This window comes from Curtobacterium poinsettiae, from assembly GCF_025677645.1.
GTDB classification, from domain to species: domain Bacteria; phylum Actinomycetota; class Actinomycetes; order Actinomycetales; family Microbacteriaceae; genus Curtobacterium; species Curtobacterium poinsettiae_A.
Map to the genome: position 1 here is coordinate 1,788,216 of NZ_CP106879.1, position 26,434 is coordinate 1,814,649.

29 protein-coding genes are annotated in these 26,434 nt (G+C 69.9%); 13 read left to right on the forward strand and 16 right to left on the reverse strand.

Going from position 1 to position 26,434, the window contains the following annotated elements; translation table 11 throughout:
• Positions 1-142 precede the first annotated feature (142 nt).
• The 7 genes from OE229_RS08690 to OE229_RS08720 all read right to left on the reverse strand — a co-directional run bounded on the left by OE229_RS08690 (position 143) and on the right by OE229_RS08720 (position 10,077).
• On the reverse strand, positions 143-805 hold the full coding sequence (locus tag OE229_RS08690) for an ABC transporter ATP-binding protein (RefSeq protein ID WP_262137447.1): 663 nt from the start codon (positions 803-805) through the stop codon (positions 143-145).
• Positions 802-2,094, reverse strand: coding sequence for a hypothetical protein (locus OE229_RS08695; protein ID WP_262137449.1), 1,293 nt, complete (start codon positions 2,092-2,094; stop codon positions 802-804). Before OE229_RS08695 ends, OE229_RS08690 begins: the two co-directional genes overlap by 4 nt.
• Positions 2,082-2,987 (reverse strand): hypothetical protein, encoded by a 906-nt coding sequence (locus OE229_RS08700; protein WP_259581200.1) that lies wholly within the window; start codon positions 2,985-2,987, stop codon positions 2,082-2,084. Before OE229_RS08700 ends, OE229_RS08695 begins: the two co-directional genes overlap by 13 nt.
• A complete protein-coding gene (locus tag OE229_RS08705) occupies positions 2,984-3,427 on the reverse strand; it encodes a hypothetical protein (RefSeq protein ID WP_262137451.1) in 444 nt (147 codons plus the stop codon). Before OE229_RS08705 ends, OE229_RS08700 begins: the two co-directional genes overlap by 4 nt.
• A gap of 220 nt (positions 3,428-3,647) precedes the next feature.
• Positions 3,648-7,493, reverse strand: coding sequence for a TIM-barrel domain-containing protein (locus OE229_RS08710; protein ID WP_262137453.1), 3,846 nt, complete (start codon positions 7,491-7,493; stop codon positions 3,648-3,650).
• Between the two features lie 330 nt (positions 7,494-7,823).
• Positions 7,824-9,659 (reverse strand): LPXTG cell wall anchor domain-containing protein, encoded by a 1,836-nt coding sequence (locus OE229_RS08715; protein WP_263345250.1) that lies wholly within the window; start codon positions 9,657-9,659, stop codon positions 7,824-7,826.
• A gap of 232 nt (positions 9,660-9,891) precedes the next feature.
• On the reverse strand, positions 9,892-10,077 hold the full coding sequence (locus OE229_RS08720; protein ID WP_262137456.1) for a hypothetical protein: 186 nt from the start codon (positions 10,075-10,077) through the stop codon (positions 9,892-9,894).
• A gap of 100 nt (positions 10,078-10,177) precedes the next feature.
• Here OE229_RS08720 and OE229_RS08725 point away from each other — a divergent pair, with 100 nt between their 5' ends.
• Positions 10,178-10,405, forward strand: a complete 228-nt coding sequence (locus OE229_RS08725) for a hypothetical protein (RefSeq protein WP_262137457.1) — start codon at positions 10,178-10,180, stop codon at positions 10,403-10,405.
• Positions 10,406-10,473: 68 nt separating this feature from the next.
• Entirely contained in the window at positions 10,474-10,665 is a 192-nt protein-coding gene (locus tag OE229_RS08730) for a hypothetical protein (RefSeq protein ID WP_262137458.1), read from the forward strand.
• A gap of 8 nt (positions 10,666-10,673) precedes the next feature.
• Here OE229_RS08730 and OE229_RS08735 read toward each other — a convergent pair whose 3' ends face one another.
• A complete protein-coding gene (locus OE229_RS08735) occupies positions 10,674-10,889 on the reverse strand; it encodes a hypothetical protein (protein ID WP_111109663.1) in 216 nt (71 codons plus the stop codon).
• Between the two features lie 87 nt (positions 10,890-10,976).
• Here OE229_RS08735 and OE229_RS08740 point away from each other — a divergent pair, with 87 nt between their 5' ends.
• Positions 10,977-11,321 (forward strand): DUF2750 domain-containing protein, encoded by a 345-nt coding sequence (locus tag OE229_RS08740; protein ID WP_111054303.1) that lies wholly within the window; start codon positions 10,977-10,979, stop codon positions 11,319-11,321.
• A 637-nt stretch (positions 11,322-11,958) separates the two neighbouring features.
• Here OE229_RS08740 and OE229_RS08745 read toward each other — a convergent pair.
• Positions 11,959-12,393 carry a winged helix-turn-helix transcriptional regulator gene (locus OE229_RS08745; RefSeq protein ID WP_308201655.1) on the reverse strand — a complete coding sequence of 145 codons (435 nt, stop codon included), beginning with the start codon at positions 12,391-12,393 and terminating at the stop codon, positions 11,959-11,961.
• A gap of 124 nt (positions 12,394-12,517) precedes the next feature.
• Between OE229_RS08745 and OE229_RS08750 the strand changes: the two genes are divergently transcribed.
• Positions 12,518-13,171: an FMN-dependent NADH-azoreductase gene (locus OE229_RS08750; RefSeq protein ID WP_262137461.1), complete on the forward strand. Its 654-nt coding sequence runs from the start codon at positions 12,518-12,520 to the stop codon at positions 13,169-13,171.
• A gap of 93 nt (positions 13,172-13,264) precedes the next feature.
• Here OE229_RS08750 and OE229_RS08755 read toward each other — a convergent pair whose 3' ends face one another.
• On the reverse strand, positions 13,265-13,639 hold the full coding sequence (locus OE229_RS08755; protein WP_262137463.1) for a VOC family protein: 375 nt from the start codon (positions 13,637-13,639) through the stop codon (positions 13,265-13,267).
• A 96-nt stretch (positions 13,640-13,735) separates the two neighbouring features.
• Positions 13,736-14,431 (reverse strand): helix-turn-helix transcriptional regulator, encoded by a 696-nt coding sequence (locus tag OE229_RS08760; protein WP_262137465.1) that lies wholly within the window; start codon positions 14,429-14,431, stop codon positions 13,736-13,738.
• Between the two features lie 99 nt (positions 14,432-14,530).
• Between OE229_RS08760 and OE229_RS08765 the strand changes: the two genes are divergently transcribed.
• Together OE229_RS08765 and OE229_RS08770 are read left to right on the forward strand one after the other, a co-directional pair.
• Positions 14,531-15,094, forward strand: coding sequence for a hypothetical protein (locus tag OE229_RS08765; RefSeq protein ID WP_262137468.1), 564 nt, complete (start codon positions 14,531-14,533; stop codon positions 15,092-15,094).
• A 238-nt stretch (positions 15,095-15,332) separates the two neighbouring features.
• On the forward strand, positions 15,333-16,403 hold the full coding sequence (locus OE229_RS08770) for a magnesium and cobalt transport protein CorA (protein WP_262137469.1): 1,071 nt from the start codon (positions 15,333-15,335) through the stop codon (positions 16,401-16,403).
• Between the two features lie 61 nt (positions 16,404-16,464).
• Here OE229_RS08770 and OE229_RS08775 read toward each other — a convergent pair whose 3' ends face one another.
• On the reverse strand, positions 16,465-17,247 hold the full coding sequence (locus OE229_RS08775) for a hypothetical protein (RefSeq protein ID WP_262137470.1): 783 nt from the start codon (positions 17,245-17,247) through the stop codon (positions 16,465-16,467).
• A gap of 25 nt (positions 17,248-17,272) precedes the next feature.
• On the reverse strand, positions 17,273-17,812 hold the full coding sequence (locus OE229_RS08780; RefSeq protein ID WP_083389453.1) for an RNA polymerase sigma factor: 540 nt from the start codon (positions 17,810-17,812) through the stop codon (positions 17,273-17,275).
• 257 nt (positions 17,813-18,069) lie between these two features.
• Here OE229_RS08780 and OE229_RS08785 point away from each other — a divergent pair, with 257 nt between their 5' ends.
• Positions 18,070-18,882, forward strand: a complete 813-nt coding sequence (locus OE229_RS08785; RefSeq protein WP_262137472.1) for an HAD-IIB family hydrolase — start codon at positions 18,070-18,072, stop codon at positions 18,880-18,882.
• The gene (locus OE229_RS08790; protein ID WP_027464806.1) at positions 18,879-20,093 is read left to right on the forward strand and encodes a glycosyltransferase family protein; all 1,215 of its coding nucleotides are present in this window, start codon (positions 18,879-18,881) and stop codon (positions 20,091-20,093) included. The genes OE229_RS08785 and OE229_RS08790 overlap by 4 nt, the downstream gene beginning before the upstream one ends.
• 406 nt (positions 20,094-20,499) lie before the next feature.
• Here the strand turns inward: OE229_RS08790 and OE229_RS08795 are convergent, their stop codons facing one another.
• The 3 genes from OE229_RS08795 to OE229_RS08805 form a co-directional block, all read right to left on the reverse strand.
• The gene (locus tag OE229_RS08795; RefSeq protein WP_111057409.1) at positions 20,500-20,700 is read right to left on the reverse strand and encodes a hypothetical protein; all 201 of its coding nucleotides are present in this window, start codon (positions 20,698-20,700) and stop codon (positions 20,500-20,502) included.
• A 95-nt stretch (positions 20,701-20,795) separates the two neighbouring features.
• Positions 20,796-21,845, reverse strand: coding sequence for an LLM class flavin-dependent oxidoreductase (locus tag OE229_RS08800; protein WP_262137490.1), 1,050 nt, complete (start codon positions 21,843-21,845; stop codon positions 20,796-20,798).
• 63 nt (positions 21,846-21,908) lie between these two features.
• The gene (locus tag OE229_RS08805) at positions 21,909-22,301 is read right to left on the reverse strand and encodes a VOC family protein (RefSeq protein WP_262137491.1); all 393 of its coding nucleotides are present in this window, start codon (positions 22,299-22,301) and stop codon (positions 21,909-21,911) included.
• A 70-nt stretch (positions 22,302-22,371) separates the two neighbouring features.
• Here OE229_RS08805 and OE229_RS08810 point away from each other — a divergent pair, with 70 nt between their 5' ends.
• From OE229_RS08810 to OE229_RS08830, 5 genes are all read left to right on the forward strand, one after another.
• The gene (locus tag OE229_RS08810) at positions 22,372-23,238 is read left to right on the forward strand and encodes an SMP-30/gluconolactonase/LRE family protein (RefSeq protein ID WP_262137492.1); all 867 of its coding nucleotides are present in this window, start codon (positions 22,372-22,374) and stop codon (positions 23,236-23,238) included.
• The gene (locus tag OE229_RS08815; RefSeq protein WP_262137493.1) at positions 23,235-23,834 is read left to right on the forward strand and encodes a hypothetical protein; all 600 of its coding nucleotides are present in this window, start codon (positions 23,235-23,237) and stop codon (positions 23,832-23,834) included. Before OE229_RS08810 ends, OE229_RS08815 begins: the two co-directional genes overlap by 4 nt.
• 51 nt (positions 23,835-23,885) lie before the next feature.
• On the forward strand, positions 23,886-24,254 hold the full coding sequence (locus tag OE229_RS08820; protein ID WP_262137494.1) for an SdpI family protein: 369 nt from the start codon (positions 23,886-23,888) through the stop codon (positions 24,252-24,254).
• A gap of 22 nt (positions 24,255-24,276) precedes the next feature.
• On the forward strand, positions 24,277-25,110 hold the full coding sequence (locus OE229_RS08825) for an acyl-CoA thioester hydrolase/BAAT C-terminal domain-containing protein (protein WP_262137495.1): 834 nt from the start codon (positions 24,277-24,279) through the stop codon (positions 25,108-25,110).
• Between the two features lie 224 nt (positions 25,111-25,334).
• Positions 25,335-26,342, forward strand: a complete 1,008-nt coding sequence (locus OE229_RS08830; RefSeq protein WP_247737528.1) for an SPFH domain-containing protein — start codon at positions 25,335-25,337, stop codon at positions 26,340-26,342.
• Positions 26,343-26,434: the final 92 nt, after the last annotated feature.

Genomic DNA, 26,434 nt, shown 5'->3' on the forward strand with positions numbered 1-26,434 from the left:
GCACGCGTGACCGGGGATCTGGAGCGCAACCACTGACGGACTGGAGGCCCGGTGCCAGCTGGCACTTTCGCTCCAGGCTCGGCCGTCACCCCGCTGGCGCGGTGTGCCGGTACCGGCTGGTGGGGCCCACCTCCAGGCTCCATCACGGGCCGTGCGCGATGAGTTGCTCGTGTTGGAGCTGGAGTCGTCGTCCACACCGCTGTGCAACCCGCTCACTGTGGGTGACGATCACGAACGTGGTCCCTGCTTGCTGCAGCCGGTCGAAGAGGGCGAGCACGTCGTCCTCGGTCGTCTCGTCCAGTGCTCCGGTGGGCTCATCGGCGAGGACGACGGCTGGGCGCTTCGCGATGGCTCGGGCGATTCCGACGCGCTGCGCTTCTCCTCCTGACAGTCGTCGTGGGCGCTTGGCGGCAAGGTGACTGATGCCGACCGCCTCGAGGGCCTCATGTGCTCGGGCGGCCGAATCAGTGCGAGCAGGAACTCCGAGCCGGACGTTGTCGAGCACGTTGCGGTCGCCGAGGAGGCTGTGGTCCTGGGTGACGATGCCGATGTGTCGCAGTCGGTGCTCCGCCATTCTGGACGCGTTGCGCTCGAGCACGTGCCCGTCGTGCTCGTAGGTCCCGCCGAAGTCGGTGTCGACGCCGGCGAGGATCCGGAGCAGCGTGCTCTTGCCGGATCCGCTCCGCCCGGTGATGGCTACTGACCGATCGTCGTCGCGAAGGTCAAAGTCGAGTCGGTCGAACAGTGTTCGGGTCGATCCGTCGGGCTCGGTGATCGTCTTCGAGACGTCGCGCAGCGCGATCATCGTGGGGTACCTCTTCGGCGTTGGGTGGTCAGTTCGATGCGGACGGCTCGTCGGCTGAGTACGCCGTCCGCCACACACCAGAGGAGCAGGGCTGTGACGGCTCCGAGTCGAGCCATCGCACTGTCGTTGGGGAGCAGCGCGGTGGACGCGAGGAACAGCCCGAGCGCGGCGGTGTACTCGATCAGGCGGCTTGTGCGGAACAGCCGGTTCGTGGCACCTGGACTCCTCCCGAGGAGATGGTGCACCCGCGCGACTGGCGCTCGACGGTGATGCAGGAGCCGGTTGAGGAACGCCGTGATGATGCCCACGCCCGCGGTTATCGAGACGAGCAGCGCGGTGACGAGCACCAGGTTGTCCTGCATGAGCTGGCGGACGAAGGAGAGCTGCACGAGGTAGCTCGGGACTCCGAGCAATGTGTACGACCGGAAGCCGGTGTCGTCTCCGATCGCGTCGAGACGCGCGACGACGCCTCCGAAATCGAGGCTGTGATCGACGGCGAGATCGGCGTTGAGCACCTGGAACACCAGACGGTCGAACAGCTCGGGATCCAACCGGTCGAGTGCTGCTCGGTCGAGTCCGGCGAGTGTCGGCGGGTAGGGCACGATGACGGTGTCGTCGAGGTAGTGGTTGGCTGCACCACGGAAGTACATGGCGCTGTCCGGCTCGAGGAATCCGACGACTTCGAGCTCCTGCTCTTGCAGGATGACCGCTCCGGTGAGTCGCTCGCCGAGCTCGTACACGCCGCGGTACTCGTTGCCGAGCAGCACCGGGACCCGGCCGGATCCCCAGTCGACGCCGTCCCACTCGATCGGCTCGCCGTCCTGCACGGAGAGCCCCGCGAACTCGTACGCGGTCTCGCTGAGCTGGATGGACTTGATGTCCTGAACGGTCCTGCCGGACTCGTCCCGGTACTTCCCCTTGAGCGTGTACTCGGTGCCGTACCCGACGTCGAAGCGGTCGTCGCCGCGGAAGTCCTGGACGGTGACGGGCTGGTCGTACGAGGAGATGAAGTCGAATCCGGGCTCGTCGTCGATGCGGTCGACGAACGAGGCGACTGCGTCGAGCGCGTGCTGGTCCCGACGGATCGCTTCGAAAGCGTCCGGGTCGAGATCGTCGATCACCGTGTAGAGGTCGACGTCGGCATCGGCGGACAGGCCCTGGGCCACTGCCTGCGAGGTGGACTGGGTGAACGACGCCACGTTGTACCAGCAGAGCGCGAGCAGCACGAGCAGGCCGATCTTGGCGACGATGATCGCCCAGTTGGACCGGAGGTCGTTCAGCAGTTCCATCGTCGGGTTCCCTGCCAGAACGAAGCGACGGCGACGGCAAGCACGACGGTTCCGACCGCGACGACTGCCGTGGTGACGTCGAGGTCGAGGATGGTGGTCTGCCTCACGACTGCCGCGCCCGCGAGCGCGGTCGTACTGGCGGCGATGCTGATCACGCCGACTCGGATGGCAGCGCTGCGAAGGGTGGTCAGTGGACGAATCCCCGTGGTGAAGCGCACGGCGGCGGTGCGGAGTTCCCATCGCCCGGCCTGAAGACCGGCAACCACGGCGATGAGCACGACGACGAGGGAACCGAGCGCGACCAGGATGGGCGACACGGCGTCGACGTTCGTCCTGCGGTTCGTGCCGTCGTCGATTACCTCGACGCTTCGGCCGGGGAACTGTGCGCCGTAGTGGCGGACACTGCTCGGGCCGTCCAGGAGCAGCCGTTGCGGTGACGCCGAGAACTGCGCCGGATCGGCGAGGACCACGTCATCGGACAGCAGGCTGTCGGTCCGCACACCGAGACGCCCCACCACCTCGTACGTCGTGCCACCGACGGTGATGTCCTCGTCGCGGACGTCGACAGCAGCGCCGACGAGGGCCTCACCGGGACGCCCGGTCAGAGCGTGCCCGTCGTGCAGCGGAACGTCTGTCCACTGTCCGGACAGGACCACGACGGCGCGGACGTCACCGTCCAGCCCCACGAACACCTTCGTCCCCGGTTCGAACGCGCTCCGAGCACGCATGAGTTCGTCGATCGTCGCGGTCACCCACGCGCTCTGGCCCGTGCGGAGGTCATTGCCCTCCGCGGCGACGACACGTCGACGCTCGTCGAACGCCCCGATCAGCACCGTCAGGAGCATGGCCAGCAGGAGCAGGCCCGCGGTCGCCGTGAGCTGTCGATGCGTCACCTGCCGTAGTAGGTCTTCGCAGTGCCGACCCCGTTGCCGGGCTGGTTCGGCCGGTACGGCTTCCACACGGTCACCGCTTCGGTGCCGGACCTGCCCCACTTCCGCCCAGAGTCCGCGATGACCCTGCTGCCGTGCTCGAGCCGCGCACGCGTGTAGTGCTGCACGCCGACCCAGGTCGTCCAACCATGCGCGCGCTTGTGCGTCGTCCCGTTGATCGTCTTCCTTTCCGCTGCGCCGCGGTGGTTCACCGCGAACACCGACATCCCGGTTGCTGCGCCATTGACGGTCCCGGTGCTCTCGGACCATCCGCCGACGACTCCCAGTTTCTGGGCATCGCCCTGCGCATGCGCGGGGATCGCGCCGAGGAACACCGTGCCGCCGACCGCTAGTGCGGCGACCCCTGCGGTGATGCGCCGGGCCTGTTGACCGATCTTGCTCATCGCCTACTCCTTCTCTTGACTCTGACGTCCAGCCGTTAACATGTCAGACGTAGAACTTTTTGTCTAGGAAGTGTGTCTCCGGCCGCAACCCTCCTCCGGACGCGTGACGGGGGGGGGGGGGCAGCGCGACCACGAACGGACTGGGAGGCCCGGTGCCAGCCGGCACCGGGCCTCCCGTCCGTCCGTCAACTGCCCCTGACAGGTGACCGCTCAGGCGGGCTCAGCCACGCGTCCGGCGTCGCCGGCTCCGCAGCGTCCACACGAGTCCACCGGCCGCGAGCAGTGCCGCCGCCACCAGCCCGAGGGGGAGCAGGTTCGCGCCCGTCCAGGCCAGTGCGCCTCCTGGGTCGCTGCCCGCATCCGCGCCACCGTTGCCCGGCGCTGCCGCGCCAGGTGTACCGGATCCGCTGTCACCCGGCGTCGGAGCGCCGCTGCCCGGCGTGCCCGCACTCGGCGACGCGGTGGGCACCGGGGCAGCCGCAGCCACGACGGTGAAGGCGGCCCGAGCCAGGGCTGCACCGTCGCCCGACGCGGTGACCGTCACTCGACCAGACGCCGTGCTCGGCACCCGCAGGTCGGCCGAGAATGCACCACGGGCGTCGGTGTGCGCGGTGGCACCACCGATGCGTGGCGTGGTCGTCAGCGCCACGTCGGTGTCGGCCGGGAACCCGGCGCCGGTCACGGTCTGCGTGTCGCCCGCGTCCACCCGAGGCGACTCGACCCGCAGGACCGGGGTCGCCGCCGCCTTGCTGCTGAAGGCGACGACGGTTCGCTTCGTCACGGACCGTTCGTCGACCGGCACGCTGATGGTGCGGGTGTCGGCGTCGTAGGTCCAGGCGCTCGTCGCGATCGGGCGGCCGTCGATGGTGACGGTGCGCGGCCGGTCGGCGTTCGTGAAGGTCGCCGTCCACGAGCGGTCCTGCACCTGGCCGGCGAAGGAGCCGTCGGCGGGGGCGATGGCGAGCGAGCCGCCGGTCGCCTGCTGCGTGTAGCGGACGGCGGTGGAGGCGCTGCCCGCCGTGGCCTTCGCGGACGCTGTGGCCGTGGTCATCGCGCTCGACTTCGCGGCGCCGTCCGCGGCGCTGTCCTCGCCGGCGTCCTCGTGCAGGTCGAACGAACCGTTCGCGCCGGTCGCCACCGTCAGGGTGACGGCGTCGAGCGGTGCGGCGTCGTTCTTGACCTGCTCCGTGCGGGTGGGGACGATGCCGCCGCTCTTCACGAACACCGGCATGCTGTTCAGGTCGGTCGTCACGTCGGCGGTGGTGCCTCCGGCGTACGTCTTGCCGGTGAACCAGTCCGTCCACGAGCTGCCGGCCGGGAACCAGACGGAGCGGGTCGCCTTGCCGGAGTCGTCGTTCGCGGTGGTGACCGGGGCGACGAGGACGTCCGGGCCGTACAGGTACTCCGAGCCGGCCTGGGCGTAGGACTCCTGCGCCTCGGGGTACTGCAGGTAGAGCGGCTGCAGGATCGGGGTGCCCGTCTCGGTCGCCTGGGCGGCGAGCGTGTAGGTCAGGGGGACCAGGGCCTCGCGGAGGTTCAGGAACCGCTTCGCCGATGCCTCGGCAGCGGCCGGGTACTGCCACGGCAGTCGGTCGCTGTGGTTGCTGTGCAGGCGGTCGATCGGCTGGAAGGTGCCGAGCTGCACCCAGCGGGCGTAGAGGTCCTCGGGCAGCTGGGTCGTGCCCTCCTCGGCGCCCTCGATGCCGTACTGCGCACCGTTGTGGCCACCGATGTCGTGGCTGACCGAGGCCAGGCCGGTCGCGGCGGACTCACCGGGGGTGTAGCCGACCTCGGCGAGCAGCATGTCCCACGACGACGTGGTGTCGCCGGTGAAGTGCACGGTCGTGCGCTTGTCCGCCCACGGGCCGGTCGGGACCGCCTGCGGATTGCCGTAGCCACCGGCCGTCAGCGAGCCGTACGCCCGCGAGAACGCGAGCCCCCGGCCGCCGAGCGCTTCGTCGGTGTACTTCGCGTACTGCTGGTTGATGAACGCGTCGGGGGTGACGCCGTTCGCGGAGTACTTCGAGTTCTCGCTGCAGCACCAGTCGAGCCACCACATGTCGACGCCCTTCGGTTGCAGCGACGTGTGCAGGTCGAAGTAGGCCTTGAGCTGGTCGGGGTCGGACCAGTCGAACAGGTACCGGTCGCCGTCGCCCTTGGTGAGCCTGCCCTTCGCGGTGGCCTGCGCCTCGGCGAACTTCGGGTCCTGGCTCGAGATCGACGGGTGGATGTTGAGGGTGTTGTGGATGCCCTGGGCGTGCCAATCGGCGAGCAGGCCGGTCATGTCCGGGATCCGGGACGGGTCGACGGACCAGCCGTTCCACTTGCTGTCGCCCTGGTTGTTGGGGCTGCCGACCTTGTAGTCGGTGTCGATCGCCATGACGTCGACGGGCACGTTCTCGTCCCGGAACTGCTTCGCGATGGCCAGGTAGTCGGCCTGCGAGCGGTCGTAGTACTCGGAGTACCAGACGCCGTACGCCCAGCGGGGGAGCAGCTTCGTCGGACCGGTCAGGACGGCGAGCTCCTGCAGGGCATGGCGGTAGTCGCTGCCGTACCCGAAGACGTAGCCGTCCTGGTAGCGCTCGCCGCCGTGGTCGCCAGCGGGGGTGACGGTGTCGGTCGCTGGGTCGTACAGCGCCGAGGCGCTGTCGTCGAGGAGCGACCAACCGTCCTGGTAGAGCAGGCCCGGGTTCGTCTTGACGGACCCGTTCGCGGTGTCGAGGTCGCGGCGGTACCCGCCGAGCGGAGCGTGTGCGGCGAGGACCGGCGACGCGGTGCCGACCACGGCGACGGTGTCGAAGTTCACGTTGCAGTTGTTCGCCACGGTCGGGCACCCGATCACGACGTCGTTCGTGCCAGCGGCCAGGTGTACCGGCACGGTGGCGGTGTTCCAGTAGTCCCAGCCGCTCGTGCGGGGGAGCTGGGTGGTGGTGGCCTGCTGGCCGGTCGGGGCCGCTGTGAGCGTCGGCGTCCCGGCGGAGCCGTTGGCGTAGCGGACCTGCAGGGCGTAGTCGCCCGCGGCCGGCACCCCGGTGACGTGGGTCGTCAGCTGCGCGCCGGCACGCTCGAACCCGGCGACGAAGCCGTCCCCGGCGAAGCCGTTGTGGTTGGTGGCGGTCGTCGCCGGAGCGGTGCGTGCCGAGTCCTCGGCCTGGCACACGGTGCCGAACGCGCAGTCCTCGCCGGTGACCGTGGTCGACGGTGCCGGGTAGGCGGCACCCTCGCTGACCAGGGCCAGGCTGTCGACGTTCACCCGGCCGGAGTCGTCCGCGGCGCGTTCGATGCGCACGCGGTGCTCGCCCGCCGTCAGGTCGAGCGTCGTGGCAGCGGTGGTCTTCCAGTCGTCCCAGTTCGCGCCGGGAGCGAGCCGGATCGTCTTCGCGGCACCGCCGTCGACGGTCACGCTGAGGGTGCGGGTGGCGACCTGGCCGTCGCCACCCTGCGAGTTCGCGTAACGCAGGGCGAGGTCGTACGAGCCGGCCTGGTCCGCCGTGGTCGTGAAGGTCATCGCGTTGCCGACGGACTCGAAGCCCGCGGCGAACCCTGCTCCGGTGAAGCCCGCGTGGTCCGTGGCGAGCGACAGGCCGGTGAGCCCGAGCGTCTCGGCCTCGCACAGGGTGCCGATCGTGCACGAGGGGGTGGGCGTCGACGCCCACGGCGTGCCGGTGACCCGTTGGCCGGACGCCGTGGTCACGGTGGTCTGCAGGGTGTCCTGCGTAAAGGCCCCCGAGCCCTCCTTGTACCGGACGGTCATCGCGCCCGTGTCGAGGGTCAGCCAGCCGTCCCGCTCGGTCTTCGTGAACGTCGTCGGTGCGAAGTCGTCGCGGCCGATGACGTTGAAGGTGCTGCCGTCGGTGAACTGCGAGTCGCCGGCGTACTCGGTGCGGATCAGGGTGGGGGAGAGCACCTCGAACCGGGCCTGGCCCGAGACGACGGTGCGGTCGGCTGCCGGGTCCGCGGCGGCCGGGATCGCGGCGATCCCGAGCATGCCGAGGGCGGTCGCAGCGACGATGCCCGACGACAGCGCACGGCGCAGCCCTCGGGATCGGAAGGAGATGGGGCGCAAGTGGGTGCTCCTCGTGGACGTCGTCGTCCATCGGGCCGTGCAACGGCCGTGACCTGCGAGCCGTCCCTGCGGCGGCCCGTTTACAACGCTGTAAACCATACGACCAGGACGGCTCCCGAGGAAGGGGCAGCCGGGGGTCGGCTCGTTTCGCGGCTCGCGCCGCGATGGTGAGCGGCGTGGTCGCGTCGTGCGCGGCACTGGACGGGTCACGCTGACGGACTGGAGGCACGGTGCCGGCTGGCACCGTGCCTCCAGTCCGGCCGTCAGCCCGCTGGCGCGGTGCGCCGGTACCGGCTGGTCATCTCGAGAAGTCGCGGATCTGCGCCGGGCTCATTCGGTGGGTCGCGGGCGACGCCGGCGACGCAGCACCAGCGTCCCGGCACCGGCCAGGAGGAGCAGTGTCGCGAGCAACGCCGGTCCGACAGGTGACTCCGCTCCGGTCGCGGCCAGCGTGTCCGTCGCCGTCGCCGGGGTCGTCGGCGTCGCCGTCGCCGGGGTCGTCGGTGCGCCGGCGCCCTGCGCCGCTGGTGCCACGGTCGGCGTCGGCGTGGGCTCCGCGGTGGGCGTCGCGGTCGGTCCTGGCACGGCTGCAGCGATCAGCGGGCTCTCGGTCATCGCCGTGCCGGTGAGGCAGTGCTTGAGCTCGGTCTCCTTGACCCAGTGCGAGCCTGCGGCGACCGCACGGCACCCCGAGGCGAACGCGATCTCCCGCTCGTTGTCGAGCATGCGCACGAGCGGTGTGTAGGCCGCTCCGGTAGCGGGGTCGATGCCTGCACGCGACACGACGTCCCACTGCACGTTCGCCGCCATCGGCGTCACCTCCGAGCCTCGCCACGGGTTGGTGGCGTCGTCGTAGACGTCGGCGTCCGAGACCGGAGCAGCGTTGTCGGGCGCGGCGACGGTGGATCCCGGCAGACGCAGCAGCGCAGCGAACGGGATGATCGTCTCGGCGTGCGCGAAGCGGAAGGTCGCGACCACGTTGCCGCCGGCGACGCGGGCGTCGATCGTGGCGAAGAAGTCGTCGAGCAGGGGCTCGGCGATCGAGTAGGTCTCGTCGTGCCCGGCGAGGCTCGGGCCCTTCTCGTAGAAGTCCTCGGCGTCGAGCAGGTACGCGAACCACTCGGCATCCGCCGGCCGGCCAGCGAAGTACTGCGCGAAGTCGAAGGCGTGCGGAGCGACGTTCTCCTCTTGCATGTCCGCCGCGATGATGTACAGGTTGTACAGCGCCATCGCCGCATCGACGGTGCTCTTGATCGACTTCTTCGGATCGCCGCAGGCATCGGGATCGGCCGTCGTGTCAGCGCCGGGTGCGCACGTCACCGCGCCGCCCTTGGAACCGTCGGCGGTGTTGTACCAGGTGTGTGCCTTGTCCGTGCCGATTGCGGCGATGAACGCGGGCGTGAAGATGCCGGAGAGCAGGTCGTTCGCCGCTTCGACGGATCGCGGCTTCGCCTCGATGTACTGCAAGGCCGCCGCGATCGTGCCGCCGTCACCGGTCTGTGCGGCGACGTAGTCCTGGTACGCCTGGGCGCGCTGGCGCTCGGGCGACCCTTCGGCCTTCTCGGTGCCGTCCGGGTTCTCGACCTCGTGGAAGTAGAGCAGGTCAGGGCGCGGCTCGAGCTTGACGCCCGTGGCCCCGAAGGCCCGCAAGAAGTTCTCGCCCGACTCCGTCGCGCGAGACTCACCCGATGTCTCGGCGACGACACGCCCGCCCGTCTTCGCCGCAGCTGCGAACAGCTGCTTGTTGCGCTGCGCGGCTCGTGCTCCGATGCCCTGGTGCTGGGCGGCGCCCTGACCGGTGAGCATGCCGTAGCCGTTCGCGACGTTCGCCGCGGTGATGGCATCGAGGTTCGCGGAGAACTCCTTCCCGATCTCCGGCGTCAGGAACCCGTCCTCGGCCTGCGCGGTCGCGGCGAGACGGTGCAGCAGCGCGTCGTACTTGTACGCGGAGAGTCCCCGCGATCCGTGTCGGGCGACGGACTCCGTGGCGACGGGTGCGTAGCCCGTCGGCGCCGGCGAGTAGGCGTCGATGTCCGACTGGCTGGGGGCGATGTAGGGCTGCTTGCTGCTGGTGAAGCTGGCCTCGTCGGCGTGTGCCGGCACCGCGAACACCAGCGAGGCGAGGGCAGCGACGGCAACGCAGGAAAGTGCGGTGCGGGTGTTCATGGGTCCTCCGGTATCGGGACCCTCGGGCAGCGGTCCGACAAGCAGAGGTAGCGGCAGCGGGTGAACAGCCCTTGACCTGGGGGTGACCGGATGGTGCTGCCGAGCACGGCGGCGCGCGTGGGACGCGACGACAGGAGCGCAGGCCCTGGACACGTGCCGCTGATGGACTGGAGGCCCGGTGCCAGCTGGCACCGGGCCTCCAGTCCGTCAGTTGCGGGCCACCGAGACCTGCCTAGCTGTGCCCGGATCGTCGGGTCAGCTTCGAGCTGACGACGCCGTAGAGCAGCCAGGCGACGACAACGACGAGTGCGACCGTGCCGTACATCGACGGCAGGGCGCCCTGCACCAAGAACGGCACGAGCAAGAGACTGACCAGGCCGAGGACGGCCAAGGTGATCTTGTAGCTGCGAGGAGACATCAGACCTTCCTTCCTTGCACTGGCTGGCGCCCTTGTCGAGGACGAACGGGTTCCACCCCGAGAGCGTTCCGGCGCCGCTCGTTGATAGTTGGATGGAAGCATGTTCTCTCGCATTCCGCCTCGTGTGTTCGGCCTTGCGTTCGGCCTCGGAGCTCTGGTCGCGGGGCTCGTGATGGCGCTCCTCGGTGCGGGCGTCCAGTACATCGGGCTCGTGGCCGGAGGGCTGGTCATCGCGGCGATGGGATTGCTGGCTGCGGTCGTCGGTGCGATCGGCTTCGCACTCCACGGGTCCGCGCGATCCGAGCGTGACCGGTCGAAGCGAACCTGAGTCGCTGGCAGGCTCGTTCGGCGGTCGATCGTTGTGCGAGACAATGTGTTCGCCATTACGTTGAGCTGGTGAAGCCGCCGAAGTATCCGCGCCCGTTTGCGTGGTTCATGGTGATCGCAGCCAGTCTTCTGCTCGCGCTCGGACTGCTGAACATCATCATCAACACCACCCAACCCGGGTCGTGGCTCCTGTTGATCGTGCTCATGCCGTGGCCGCTGTACGGGGGCTTGAAAAGCCTGCGGGACGGCGAAGACCGCTAGCGGATCGGCTACCGGGAGCTCTGCTTGTCGCTTCGTCGTCGCCACTCCCCGCCGGCATAGGCGAGCGTGTACAGCCCCACGACGCTGAGTGGTGAGATAGCCAGGAAGACCAACATCGAGTCGACGAGGACCAACAGCGACGCGGCGACGCCGAGAAGAACGACACCGACGAGGACCAGCGTCCACAGCGGCAGGCGTCGGCCCAGCCATTCGTGAGTCGTCATGATGCTCAAGCTACCCGTGGAACTACCCGACCGACGCCCCGATGGGCGATCGGCTACCGGCACGAGGGTCTGCGCTAGTTTTGTGGTGTGACTGTCAGTGCTGCACAGGCGTCGTCGTTCTTTCGTGAGATCGGCAGCAACGGGCCGGTGTGGACGGTCGAAGACAACAACGGTGTGCCCGCACCGAAGGCAGCCGATGGCCGCCGGGCAATGCCGTTCTGGTCTCGGCGGTCTCGCGCGGAGCGCGTCATCGCACAGGTTCCGGCGTACAAGGGCTTTCGACCCCTGGAGATCTCGCGCGTTGACTTCGAGAGCCGATGGCTTCCGGGAATCGAGAAGGACGGACTGAACGCAGGTCTGAACTGGTCGGGACCTCGTGCGACGGGCTACGACCTGACGCCAGAAGAGCTCCGAGCCCAACTGACCGCCTAGCGATCCCGTACGCGGCAATCCTCCGGCTCTCAGCGCCTGAGGAACTCGGCGACGAACGTCCCAGCTGCGATGACGCCTCCGAGAACAAATCCACAGCCAACGAATCGTGTGAGTTCCGGAGTGAACTGCCCTCCCCAGAACTCCCCCTGCACTTTCCGCGCGAAGCGGGCGATCGGCCTCGGGAAGATTATGAGAACACAGCCCCATGTGACGCCGACCATTGCCAGCCCAACCAACAACATGCCCACTGCAACAGGTGCCTGCAGCGGAGCTGGAGCACCACGCCGCGTTCATCCGCCGCATGGTCGGTGCCGCGACGGACGCCGCGGACCGGCTCCGCAGGTAGCGGCCGTCGATTACGGGGAGCCGCGTGGTTCGGTCGGTGTCGCCGTGCTCAACGCCCTCGTGCAGTGCCGTCCCCGCGAGGCGTTGACCAGGATCCTTCTGGCCGGGCAGCTCACGTTCCTTGCTGCAGCATTCGCTTCCATCGTCGTCGCGATCCCGCTCGGGTGGTACGTCGTGCAGCACCCGTCAACGGACCCGGCATGGGAGCCGGAGCCCCTCGCCTCCTGAGCTCGGGTGCCAGCGCTGTTCTTTCCGCTCAGGACCCGACCGGGGGCTGGCGCCAGGGTCGTCGTCATCGATCTCGGGCGTCACCGTCACCGTCGAAGACCTGCCGGTTGCCGGCGATCACCTGCTGGTGTTCCCGCACCCAGTCGGCGAGGGCGAGGGCCACGTACTGCAGCGACCGTCCGAGATCGGTGAGCTCGTACTCGACGCGCGGCGGCACCTCGGCGTGGACCGTCCGCGAGACGAGCCCGTCGCGCTCGAGTGCGCGCAGCGTCACGGTCAGCATCCGGCGTGAGATGCCGGGGATGACCTCGGAGAGCTCGGTGAACCGCCGCCGCTCGTCACCGAGCACCCCGATCACCAACAGCGTCCACTTGTCGCCCATCCGGGACAGCAGCGACCGGAAGAGTTCCGGGTCCTCACTCGTGCACAGCTCGGCCATCGTGGGCATCGACTGGTGGAGCCGGGCCTGCAACTGGTCCAGCGCGGTCTGGTCCGTCATGGGGTCTCCCGTGGTTACTGCCGGGTAACAGGGGATCGTTTGCGGTAACGGGAACCCGGCGGGCAGGGTTACTCATCGTAACCGAAGCCCGGGTCGTCGACTCGGGAACGATCGAAGGAGTGTCATGACCCTGTTCCGCCTGGACGCCAGCATCCGCACCGACGGCTCCACCAGCCGAGCACTCGGCGACATCGTCGAAACCGAGTGGAGTGCCGTGCATGCGGGCTCCGAGGTGACCCGCCGTCACGTCGGCACCGACCCCGTGCCCGCCGACAGCTGGGCCGACGCCGTCGCTGCATCCGCGACGCCCGACTCCGAGCGCACGGCGGGCCAGGCCGCCGCGGTCGCCCTGGCCGCCCAGCTGACCGACGAGCTCGCCGGTGCCGACGCGCTGCTGTTCGCCGTGCCGCTCTACAACTTCGGCGTCTCGCAGCACTTCAAGTCCTACGTCGACCTCGTGCTGACCGACCCACGCATGGCACCCGGCGCCGTGCCCGCGACCGTGGGCAAGCCGGCCGTCCTCGTCACGGTGCAGGGCGGCAACTACTCCGTGGGCACACCCAGGGAGGGCTGGGACCACGCCACGGCCTGGATGCGCCGAATCCTGGAGGACGTCTGGCAGCTCGACCTCGAGGTGGTCACGCGTGAGTTCACGCTCGTCGGGGTGAACCCCGCCCTCGACCAGTTCGCGGAGCTGGCCGACGAACTGCGGGTCCGTGCTGAAAAGCAGGCAGCACGACACGGCCGCACGCTGGCGGCCGTGCCGAAGGCTGCGTGAAGCGGGCGCTTACGACGCGAGCATCTGCTTGATCAAGGCATCGCGCCGGAGTCCCGCTCGTCCGCGAATGCCGCCGCCGCCTGAGCACCCCGACTAGCTGGCGGCGGGCCTGCTGAACAGGTTGACGACGTTGCCGTCCGGGTCGCGGACCAGTGCGGAGCGGTTGCCCCACGGCATCGTGGTCGGCTCCAGGACGACGTCGTCGCTGCTGCACCGCAGTCCGGCGAAGTCGCCGTCGACGTCGGCGACCTCGAACTCGATGAGCACGGAACGGTTCGTCGCCGGCGTCAGCGCGCCGCCGAGCATGGCGACCGTGGCGGTGCTGGCGATCGCGAGGGTCCCACCCGCGCCCGTGAACTGCGCGAAGACCGGTGCGGGGCGCTCGGCCTGCTGGCCGGTGACACGTTCGTAGAAGGCGACCATGCCCTCGAGGTCGTCGGTGATGATGCGGACGGATGCGAACGACATGGGGTTCCTCACGGTGGTGCTGCTGACTCGGAGAGGCCAGCTTCACCGGCCGGCGCGACACCGTCCTGTCGGTGTTTCCGGAAAACGACGGCGCAGCTAGTCGTCGAGGACCGGCCGGAGTCGTCCGTACTGGATCGCGAGGTCCTCGGATCGCAGGACACGTTGTGCGGGCCGCTCGTCGGTGACCTCGACCGACAGCATCCGGTCGCCGCGGAACGCCCGCACCCCGTCGCGGGTCCGGCACCAGGCGATCAGGTACCACTGACCGTCCTTCCCGATCGACCCCAGCGGTTCGACGTCGCGGACGGACTCCGCTCCGCCAGCGTCCCGGTACCGGAGTCGCACGACCCGATCCGCGCGCAGGGCCGCCGCGAACTCGGCCGGGACGGCCGTGTCCTCGTCGTCCTCCAGGAAGTGCACCCGGGATGCCAGTGCGCTGGCTCGTGCGGCGTCCCCGGCGGGCATCACCGCGAGCGTCTTCCTGGCCGCGGTCTGCGCCGCCTGCCGGAACGGACTACGCCCCAGCGAGCCGAGCCCGATCAGCACCGCGAGGGCCTCGTCCGGCGTGAAACCCGCCGGGCCGAGCGTCGCGGAGGCGTCGATGACGTACCCGCCGGTCCGGCCGGGCTCCGCCCAGATGGGCAGACCCGACTGCTGCAGCGCGGAGATGTCCCGTTCGATCGTCCGCACAGACACCTCGAACCGCTCCGCGAGACGACGCGCGCTCCGCGGTTGCGGGGAGACGGCGCGCAACTCCTCCACGAGGCCGTAGAGCCGATCGGTGCGATTCACCTCGCCATCTTCGCTGTCGTGCCGACGTTCCGTCAGATCCACGCCGTCTCGTCTGCCACGTGCTCGTGGGGCTCGCGTCCGTCGGCCTAGGCTGCGAGGGTGTCCGCAGCCCTGACCGTCGAACTCCTCCGGACGTTCGGTGTTGCTCTCGAACCCGGCTTGACGGAACGGGAACTGGCGCGGGCCGAGCGTCGGTACGGCGTCCGGTTCGGCGCGGACCACCGGGCCCTGCTCTCCCTCGCGCTGCCGAGCGGGGACGGGTGGTTCGACTGGCGCGCTCGGAACGACGAGCGACTGCGGCGAGCGATCCGGTGGCCGGTCGAGGGTGCCCTGTTCGACGTCCGTCACGACGCCTTCTGGCCCGGGTCGTGGGGCGAGCGACCCGGCGACGAGTCGCAGCGTCTCGAGGTGGCTGCGCGGCACCTGCGGCAGTGGCCACAGCTGGTGCCGTTGTACTCGCACCGCTACCTGCCTGCCGCGCCGGTCGGCAGCGGGGCGCCCGTCTTCTCGGTGCACCAGACGGACGTCGTCATCTACGGCGATGATCTCGTCGACTACGTCAAGCGGGAGTTCCGGCCGGATGGTATCGAGCGGGAGACCAGCGTCGGGATGCACGACCTGGAGCCGTGGACGCTGCTCGCCTTCGGCGAGGACGTGCCCTGAACGCAACGAGCGGATCGGACTGCCGGCGGTCCTGAACGCAACGGCGGACGGACTGGAGGCACGGTGCCAGCTGGCACCGTGCCTCCAGTCCGTCCTGGGGTCGCGCCCAGGGCATGTCAGGACTCCGACAGGAATCCGGCGCGCAGCGTGAGGGCTCCGTCAGGGAAGCGCTCGCGCCGTCGGCGGTCCGGCATGATCGGCAGGTTGCCCGCACGCACACGGAACCAGGAGGACACCGGTGGCCCTCATCGACAACGGCATCTACGTCAACGGAACCCGAACGGAGTCGCCGCAGGACCTCAGCCTGACCGACGAGGCGCTCAACGCCGCGGGGAGCGGTGCGATGGCCTGGATCGGGCTGTTCCGACCGACGGCCACCGAGCTGGCCTCGGTCGCGGACGAGTTCGGGCTGCACCCGCTCGCGGTCGAGGACGCGCACAAGGGGCACCAACGCGCGAAGCTCGAGCGCTACGGCGACACCCTGTTCGTGGTGCTGCGACCCGCCTGGTACGACGAGGACGAGGAGACCGTCGAGTTCGGTGAGGTGCACCTGTTCACCGGGCGCGACTTCGTCGTCACCGTCCGGCACGCGGAGCAGCCGAACCTGGCGGACGTGCGGAAGCGACTCGAAGCCGATCCGGACGCCCTGAGGCGCGGATCCGAGGCGGTGCTCTGCGCGGTCCTCGACGAGGTCATCGACAGCTACGCCCCGGTCGTCGCCGGGCTGCAGGACGACATCGACGACATCGAGGACGACCTGTTCGACGGTGACGTCGACCCGGCGTCCTCGCGGCGGATCTACCAGCTGCTCAGCGAGGTCATCGGGTTCCAGCGCGCCATCGGCCCGCTGCCCGGGATGCTCAACGCGTTGCTGCGCGGCGCCGAGAAGTACGGCACGGACACCGAGGTGCAGAACCAGCTGCGGAACGTGCTCGACCACGCGATCCGCGTGACCGAGCGGGTCGACACGTTCCGGACGCTGCTCGAGAACGCCCTCACCCTGCACTCGACCCTGGTGACGCAGGAGCAGAACGACGCGATGCGACGGATGACCAGCGCGAGCCTGGCACAGGGGGAGGAGAGCCGGCGGCTGGCGCGGGCGTCGATGGAGCAGGGCGAAGAGGTGAAGAAGATCTCGTCGTGGGCGGCGATCCTGTTCGCTCCCACGTTGGTCGCGTCGATCTACGGCATGAACTTCGAGCACATGCCCGAGCTGCGGTGGGTGTGGGGGTACCCGGCGGCGATCGTCGCGATGGTCCTGCTGGCGGTCGTGCTGTGGGCGGTGTTCAAGCGGCGGCACTGGCTCTGAGCGTGCGTGACGACGGACTGGAGGCGCGGGGCCAGCTGGCACCGTGCCTCCAGCCCATCGATCAGTCCGTCCAGGTCTGCTGGACGAGCGCTTTCAGGAGACCGTCGGTCGGGATGTTCGACTGCGTGACCGCGATCCAGGTGTCGCCGCGCACGAAGAACGTGTGCGTCGTGTCCACCCGGTCCGAGTAGTACATCGACGTCTCGGTGTGCTGGCAGGAACGGCCGCCGAGTGTGTCGGTGCAGGTCCAGCCCTTGCCTGCGAGGGACTGGAGCCGGGCCTGGAGGACACCTCGGTCGACGGTGCCCATCCCGAGGAACAGGTTGTCGACGTCCTCGGTGCTGCCGCTCGGCGACCAGTGGCAGACCAGCGTCGCGTCCGCGGTGAACGGTTCCTCGGGGTCGACGTAGTAGTCGGTCTTCCCCCCGGGAACCGCGGGTCGGAGCTGGTCGAGGACCAGTGAACCGAACAGGCGCGGAGCATCAGCTGCCGGAACGGCGTCCGTGCACGCCGCGGGGATGGTCCCCGTCGTGTCGGCCGTCGGGGTCGGCGTCGGCGTGATGCGCGCCGCTGACGGTGACGGCGACCCGGACGGTGCCGGGGCCGGCGCCGCAGAGGTCGCAGCCGGTGTCGGCGCGGCGGCGAAGGGCGTCGGGACCAGGCCGAGCGCCACCGAACCGCTCGCGGTACCGATGCCGAGCACGGCGATCAACGCCACGATGAGGCCGACTCGACGGTGCTTGGCGGCCGGGCGGGGCTCGTCGTGCATGCCCCGGACGACCTGCTGCCGCATGCCGGCGAGCATCCGCTGCATCTCGTCGCCACCGGGCGGCTCGTTGCTCATCGGGGACCCGTGGTCGGTTCGTCGTTCATCGTTCATCGTTCGTCACCGCCTTCTTGATCCGTGCACGGGACCGCCACACGCGCTGGGTGACGGCGCCGACGCTCATGCCGAGCAGGTCGGCGGCCTCGGCGTAGGAGCGGCCCTCGATGAGGCAGAGCTCGCACACCTGGCGATCGAGTGGTGCGAGTGCGTCGATCTCGGCGCGGACCCACCGCAGTCGCTCGCGGGCGTCGTCGTCCGGCTCGGGCGCGGCGAGCTCGTCGGGCAGGTCGACACCCTCGTGCCGTCGCTGCTGTCGCCGCAGGTTCGCGGCGTGGTTCCGGCACACGACGAGCAGCCACGGCAGGAGTGACTCCCCGGGGACCTCCACGGTGTCGGCTTTCTGCCACAGGGTCAGGAACGCGTCCTGCACGATCTCCTCGACGTCCATGCGCCGCGTGACCAGTGCCCACGTGTACCGGGTCATGGTCTCGGCATGACGGTCGAACAACGCGGTGACCGCACTGCGGTCGCCGCGCGCCGCTGCCGCCACGAGCGCGCTGTCCGGCTCGGCTGATCGGTTCATGTCCACCCCCTTCACTTGCGCAGTGTGCACGGAGGGGACATCCTCACAGATCGGTCGCCGCCGGGCGTGTCGCGGTCGGGGCCGCCATTGCGCGGATCGTCCTGGAGGCGCGGTGCCAGCTGGCACTGTTCCTCCAGACCGTCCGCTGGTCGCGGCGCGCGACCGACGCCGGCTTGTTCACCCGCCCGACGCATGCGCGTGGCAGGGTGGTTCGGGGCATCGTCGCCCGCAGCCCAGCCAGCCGCCAGCGGAGCACGATGCCAACACCCGACCTGATGATCGTCACGGACCTCGACGGGACGTTCCTCGACCACCACGACTACTCGTTCGACGCGGCCCTGCCGATGCTGGAACAGCTGCGGGCGGACGACGTCCCCGTGGTGTTCTGCAGCAGCAAGACGCGTGCCGAGATCACGGCACTGCAGGCGCGCACCGGGCTCGACGGGCACGCGTTCGTGGCGGAGAACGGCGCGCTCGTGGTCGGACCGGCGGGCGACGTGCTGGTCGGACCGGTCGACGGCGACCTCGAGCGGCTGCACGCGGAACTCGCCCGCGTCCGCCAGTCACTGGAGTTGCAGTTCGAGACCTTCGGCGACGTGACCGACGCGGTCGTCGCCGCGTGGACGGGGCTCGACCTCGAAGCGGCTGGACGAGCGCAGCAGCGCGAGGCGTCCGAGGTCCTGCTCTGGCACGCCGAGGACGACGACCGGGCGGACGCGTTCCGCGCGGCGCTCGCCGCGGTCGGCCTCGACCTGGTGCGCGGCGGTCGGTTCTGGCACGTGTTGCTGGCGGGCCGCGACAAGGGCGCGGCGGTCCGGACACTGATCGCCGACCACGAGCGTCGGACGGGGACGGTCCCGCGCACGATCGGACTCGGTGACGGCCCGAACGACACGGCGTTGCTCGACGCGGTCGACTTCGCCGTCGTGGTCCGCGGGCACGGCCCGGCACCCGGACCACTCGCCGACGACCGCCCCGAGCGCGTCCACCGCACGACCGCCCCCGGCCCGCAAGGCTGGACCGAGGGCCTCACCCGGTTCACCACCCCGTCCGTCAGGAGCCACCGATGAGCGACTTCCACCAGAACGGCGTCATCACGACGTTCCACGACCTCGGTCGCCGCAGCACCGCGAGCCTCGAGGAGGACCTGCGGGGCTTCGCCGAGAAACGCCCGATGAGCCTTATCCTGCCGGCGCTGTACTCCGAGCTCGAGCGTCCAGCCCTGTCGCGGATCGTCGACGAGCTGGCCGAGGCCGACTGGCTCAGCGAGATCGTGATCGGGCTCGACCGGGCCGACCGCTCGCAGTTCGAGCACGCCCGCGAGTTCTTCTCGCGGCTGCCGCAGCGGCACCGGATCCTGTGGAACGACGGGCCGCGACTGCGCGAGCTCGACGCCGAACTGGAGCGTGCGGGCCTGGCACCGGGGGAGCCCGGCAAGGGCCGGAACGTCTGGTACTGCACCGGGTACGCGCTGGCGTCGGAGCGGGCGGACTGCATCGCCCTGCACGACTGCGACATCACCACCTACGAGCGGGGCATGCTCGCGAGGTTGTTCTACCCGGTCGCGAACCCCGCGTTCGACTACGAGTTCTCGAAGGGCTACTACGCCCGCGTCGCCGACGGTCGGATCAACGGCCGCGCCGCGCGGCTGCTCGTCGGGCCCCTGCTCCGCTCGCTCCGCCAGGTCTACGGGGAGTCCGAGTACCTGGAGTACCTGAGCAGCTTCCGGTACCCGCTGTCCGGCGAGTTCGCGATGCGTGCCCACGTGCTGAACGGCCTGAAGATCCCCGGCGACTGGGGACTCGAGATCGGCATGCTGTCCGAGGTGTACCGCGACTACGCGACCCGGCAGGTGTGCCAGGTGGAGATCGCCGACGCGTACGACCACAAGCACCAGCCCCTCGCCGAGGCCGACGGCACCGGCGGCCTCGCCCGGATGGGCAACGACATCGTGCAGTCGCTGCTCCGGAAGCTCGCGACCATGGGCGTCCCGCTCACGTCCGACTCGTTCCGCGTGCTCAAGGCGACGTACTACCGGAACGCGCTCGACATCGTCGAGGTGTACCGGCACGAAGCCGAGATGAGCGGGCTCGCGTTCGACCAGCACGCCGAGGAAGCCGCGGTGGAGCTCTTCACCAAGGCGATCCTCGATGCCGGCGGCGCCTTCACGGCGCGGCCGAACGACAAGCCGTTCATCCCGAGCTGGAGCCGGGTGCGCTCAGCGGTGCCGGACGTGCTCGACCGGCTGCGGGACGCGGTGGAGGCGGACCAGCAGGACTGACGAGGTCACTCGACCCGGTGACGGCATCGAGGATGCCGTCACCGACCGGACCGGCGCAGGGCGTCCAGGGGGACCCACCCTGGCTGCGAGCGTTGCCATGATCGGAAACGGTCGATGCGACCCTGCGCGGCCGCCACGGCAGGCCGAGCCCGTCGGATCACTCGGCCCCGCAGGACGAGGAAGCCCGAGCCCACGAGGACGAAGAAGCCCGCCAGAGCCAGCCCCGTCAGGCGGATCGGGCCGACTACTGACCAGCCGATCGAGACGCCGCCGAGCGCACACAGCACGCACCCCCAGAACAACAGTCGGCTCGCGGTGTGCCGGAAGGTCCGGATGAGCCGTTCATCGTGTTCGATCGTCGGCGTGCTGCCGGGCTCTGACTCTGCGAACCCCACCCGGAGCCGCATCACGAGCCCCAGATGACGTACGCGACGACCCCGAGGACGACCACACCGCCGATGGGGACGAAGAAGATCCAGTCGTTCCGGATCGGCGCGCTACCCGGTCGATGGTCTCGCTGGAACGGGGCGACCGGGTTGCCGCTGACCCCGGGGAGGAAGTCGGTCGAGTGCTGTCGGACCGGTTCTTCGGGACGCTGGTCGTGCATGTGACCCCCCAGAGTCGACGGGTGCTGATGACCCTCGCGTTGATCTTGCCCGACATCGAGTGCCGTGACCACCACCGGTGCAATCGGCCGACTCGTCATCCGTGCTGCGGGTCCCACCCGTCGGATCTCGGCGCCCAGCCGAGTTCCGGACCCAGCCGCTCGGCGATGTCCGTGATGATCTGGGCGTAGTCGTCGGGCTCGAACGAGAACGGGAGCGCGAAGGCGACCTCGGTGACCGCCTGGTAGCCGACGTCGGCACGGAGCCGGTCCGCGATCTCGGCCGACGTGCCCACCAGGTCGGCGGCGAAGAGCATTCCGGCGGGGCCCTGCGGCACGCCGACGCGACCCGAGCGGCTGTCGACGTAGGCGCGGTAGCGGGCCTCTTGCTCGGCGGTCGCGGTGTCGGTCGGGATGACGACCAGGCCCTGCGAGACGCGGGCGGCAGCGGGGTCGGAGTGGACGTCGAGGTAGGCGTCGATCTGAGCGCGCTGGTTCGTGGCGAAGTCGGTGCCGTTCTCACTGCGGGTGACGCTCGAGGTGAGCAGGTGGAAGCCGTTCTCACCCGCCCACACGGCCGACTTCGTGCTGCCGGTGCCGTACCAGATCCGTTCGGCCAGGCCGGCGCTGTGCGGCTGGACGGTGCTCGCGAACTCCTCGATGCCGCGGCGTTCGACGGTCTCGGTGGCCGTCACCGGGTCACCGCGCACCATGGCACGGAAGCGCAGGAGCCGGTCGTTGCCGAGGTCCTCGTGCTCCAGGGTGTCGGGGTAGATCGCGTCGCGGTACAGGTCGAAGTTCATCGGGGTGCCGACCGAGAACCCCGGGTTCAGGCGGCCGCCGAGCAGGACGTCGACCGTGCTGAGGTCCTCCGCGAGGCGGAACGGGTTCTCCGCGCCGATCGGGGTGACGGCGGTGCCCAGGTCGATGCGCGAGGTGCGCTGCGAGGCGGCGGCCAGCAGCGCGACGGGGGAGGAGATGCCGTGCTGCAGGTGCCGGTGGCGCAGCCAGGCGCTGTCGAAGCCCAGGGCCTCGGCGCGCTCGATCACGCGCAGGGTGTCCTCGTGGCCCGCGGACGGTCGTGCGGGGTCGAACGACCCGATCGTCAGGAAGCCGAGCCGGTGCAGGGGAGTTCCGTCGAGGGGCATGGGTCGATCGTGCCAGATGCGTCGTGCCGTTCGTCCGTTGATGACTGTTGTGCAGCCGCCGGTTCAGTCACCGGTCTCCTTGACCAGGGCCTCGACGTTGTTGCCGTCCGGGTCGGACACGAACGCGGTGTACGCGTGGTACTCCGGCCAGTAGCGCGGCTCGTGCCGTGACACCCCGCCGGCGGCGACGGCTTCGCGGTGGAAGGCGTCGACCTCGCTCCGTGACCCGGCCTCGAACGCCAGGTGGAGTCCGCGCGTCGTCGCCTCGGGGGGCCGGGCGGTCTCGAGCGAGACGCTCGGGGTGTCGTCCCCGTGCTGCCAGAACTCGGCGACGGCGTCCGTGCGGTAGCCCGCTCCGATGCCGAGGGGCGCGAGGGCTGCGGTGTAGAACGCGTCGCTCGCGGCGAAGTCGCTGGCGAAGACGCCCAGGTGGTGGATGAGGTGACGACCCGGCATGGGACGACCCTAGGCCGCCGTCACGGCATCCGTCCGGGCAGCATCCCGGTCCCGCTGGCAGGCTGGACCCGTGCACATCACCCTGGACTCCGCGACCGACATCGTCATCTCCGGCATCCGTTTCCCGGAGGGGAACCGCTGGCACGACGGGCGGCTCTGGTACTCGGACATGCACACCGGCGAGGTGTTCTCGGTCGACCCGTCCTCGACCGACGGCCCCCGGCTCGAGGCGACGGTCGACGGGCAGTCGTCGGGGCTCGGGTGGCTCGCCGACGGGCGGTTGATCGTCAGTTCGATGGAGTCCCGCACGGTCGTCGTCGTCGACCCGGACGGCAGCACCTCGGTGTTCGCCGACCTGTCCACGATCGAGTCGTCGCTCGTGAACGACCTGGTCGTCGACGCCCAGACCGGCCGGACCTACATCGGTGCCTTCGGCTACGACCTGTACGCGGGCGAGGAACTGCGCCCCGGCCCGCTCTACGTGATCGACCCTGACGGCTTGGTCCGCCTCGCCGCCGAGGGCCTGGTGTTCCCGAACAGCGCCAACATCCTGCCCGGCACCCGGACCCTGGTGGTCAGCGAGACGTGGGGTGGCCGCCTCACCGCCTTCGACATCGAGGACGACGGCTCACTGACCGGGCGGCGCGAGTGGGCAGCCCTGCCCGGCGGTGTGACCCCGGACGGCAGCACCGTCGACCGTGACGGCGCGATCTGGGTCTGCTCGGTCGACACAGGGGAGTTCCTGCGGGTCGTCGAGGGCGGCGAGGTGACGGACCGCATCGACGCGCCCGGGGACTGCGCGATCGACTGTGCGCTCGGTGGCGAGGACGGTCGCACCCTCTACCTGGCGACCGCCGACAGCTACGACCCGGCCGTGACTGCGAAGACACGCGCCGGTCGGATCAGTTCGGTCCGGGTTCAGGTGCCGGGGTGGTGAGCCCGAGTGACCTCGTCGAGGCGACGCGTCGCGCCAACCACCTGGTCGAGCACGGACCGACGGCGGTCGTGTTGTCGCAGCAGGCGGGGTTCGCCGGCATGTCGATCCTGTGGGCGTTCATCAGCGTTCCCTCCGTGCTCCGCACCGACTCGGTGATCTGGTTCTTGTTCGCCCTGGCCGGAGCGGTCGTGAACGTGACCGCCTGGGTCCGTGCTCGACGCCACCGCAGACTGCTGCCGTACCTCGTCGAGGCGCCGGAGCAGCCGCTCGGCGCGCTCACCCCGGCGGACCGCAAGTCCGTCACCCGACAGATCAGCGGACGGGCACCGGTGACGCCCGAGACCGTGCCGCTCGTGCGGGCGATGCTCGCGTGGCAGCGACGCTTCACCCGGGCCTCGGCCCCGACCCTGATCGGCACGGGGCTGAGCCTGGTGGGACTCGGAGGTGCCTCGGCCACGACGTTCGGATGGGGTTGGGCGTTCCTGGTGTTCATCGCCGTCGTCGTGGTGTTCGTCACGGTCGCGACGGCGATCGGCGTGCGTCGAAGCCGCCGAGTCCTGGCCGAGCTCGATCGGGTCGGCGCGCCCGTCTCCTGACCTCGCGCGTGCTGCCTCCACCGCGCGTTAGCGTGGTGCGGGGAGGCCGAGATGGACAGTCCGGGTTGGTGGGCCGCGATCGGCTGCGCCGTGCTCCTGCTCATCGTCGACGCGGCGATCTGGGGCATCGTGTCGATCGCTGCAGACGGCCTGGGACGGAACCGCGCAGCGGGCATCCGGCTGCCGTCACTCATGCGGAGCGACGTGGCCTGGCGCGCTGGGCACCTCGCCGCGCACCGGGTCATGCGGCCGTTGCTGATCACGTCCGCAATCGTGGCGATCGTCTCCGTCCCGGCGCAGCTCACCCCGGTTCTCTACGTTGTGCTGCTCGGCCTGTCACTGGTGAGCACGCTGGCCGCGCTCGTCGCCGGTGCGGTGTCGGCGTCACGCGCTGCGAACAGCGTTCCTCGCGACGGGTGATCGGAGGGGTCATGCTGGTCTCGTGCAGCGAATCGGTCTGAAGGACCCTGAAGGCGTTCGGTTCGTCCCGCCCGTCCGATCTGGGACCGGCGTCCTGGTGCTCGCTGGGTCGAGCGGGCGGGTCGATGAGGACCGCGCGCGGGTCTTCGCCGGACTCGGGCACGTCGCGGAGTCGATCCGGTGGTTCGGAGGAGCCGGCCAGCAACCGGGACCGTGGGCCGTCCCGCTCGAACTCTTCCTCGCCCGCATCGACGAACTCGAGCGGAGCTGCGACCGTGTCTGGCTCGTCGGGACCTCCCTCGGCGCCGAGGCCGCGCTGGTCCTCGGCGCGCACCGCCCCTCGGTCGCGGGCGTCATCGCGTTCGCACCCACCGACGTGGTGTGGCCCTGGCCGGACGGCGGGGGCGTGGAACGATCGCACTGGACCCTCGACGGATCGCCACTGCCGCACGTGCCGTTGGCGTGGGACACCTGGCGGCGGGGAGAACCACCGCGCTTCCGATCGCTCTACGAGCGTTCCTACGAGGCCGCCCCGGACCGGGTTCGGGCAGCGGCGGTACCCGTCGAGCGGATACAGCAGCTCGTCCTGATCGCCGGTGAGGACGACCAGGTCTGGCCGAGCGCCCAGAGCGCTCGCCGCATCGCAGCTCGGCGGGCCGCGGCCGGGCACACCACGACCGTGGTGGTCCATCGGGATGCAGGGCACCGGGTGGTCCTGCCGACCGAGCCAGTCGTGGTCGGTGGGACCGAGATGGCGCGCGGCGGTACCGCAGCCGCCGACGCTGCGCTCGGGGCGATGGCACTCGAGGCGATCCGGGCCGCCTTGGCCCACGACTGCATCAGTCCCTCAAGCTGACCCGGGGGCCGCCCGCTGCCGCTCGGTGCGAGGTTGCACTCCTGGTGCGAGGCATCGAGGGTCGCACCAGGTGCGCAACCTCGCACCAGACGACACGGACGCCAGACGACACGGACGCCAGACGACACACGCACCACGCGACACGGCGCCCCACGCGCACCCGCGTCACCCGCACCCCTCCGGGTACGGCAGACTGCTCGGACAAGCATCCAGGAGTGATCGTCATGTTCGTCGCCGCCATCGTCTTCCTCGTCATCGCGCTCGTCGCGCTCTACTTCCGAACACGCACCTACTCCACCCCCGCACGCCCGGCCACACCCGGTCGCGAGGCACGCCCCGCCGTCCCGACCCGCCGCCCGAACCTCATCGCCGCGTGGACCGCGGCCGCAGCCGGCGTCCTGTTCGTCGGGCTCACGCTGGGCAGCACGCTCTACGCGCAGGACACGGGCGAGTCGAAGGTCCAGGTGGACATCTCCGGCAACATCGTCGGGCAGACCACGGACTCCGGGTTCCACTTCAAGGCGCCGTGGGCCACGCTCCACACGTTCAACATCCGCAACCAGACCGTCACCTACATCAACGCGGTGAACGGCTCGGACTCGGACAACAACGGCAACGTGCGCTCCGGCCCGTACGTCACGGTGCAGGACCAGGACGGCGTCTCGTCGAACGTCAGCCTGAACCTGCAGTACAGCATCGACGCGAAGTCGGTCACCGACATCTACCGGTCGTACAAGACCGAGGAGAACTTCAAGACGCAGTTCATCGGCAACTCGGTGCGCAGCGTCGTCCGCCAGGTGCCGAACGACTTCACCACGATCGAGCTCATCACCAAGCGCGGCACGGTGGAGAAATCGATGATCCAGGCGCTCGAGACGCGGTGGAAGGGCTCCGGCGTGCACGTCGACAACTTCGCGCTGCAGGAGATCACCCCGCCGAAGTCCGTCACCGAGGCGTACGCCACGGCACAGCAGGCGCAGATCCAGGTCACGAAGGAGCGCGCACTGTTGGACGCCAAGAAGGTGCAGGCACAGCAGCAGGTCGCCGAAGCGCAGGGTCAGGCCGACGCCAACGAGGTCCTCAACGAGCACCCGCTCTCGGACGCCGCGCTCAAGCAGCGCGAGATCGAGGCCCTCAAGAGCGCTGGCGACAACGGCTCTCTGATCGTCGTGCCGCAGGGTACCGACAACATCCTCAGCCTGCCGGGAACCTCGGGTTCGAAGAGCAAGTAGCGCGCCCTGGGACGCCGGCGTCTCCCGGATCGGAGACGCGCGCCGAGACGGACGGGAGGCACGGTGCCAGCTGGCACCGCGCCTCCCGTCCG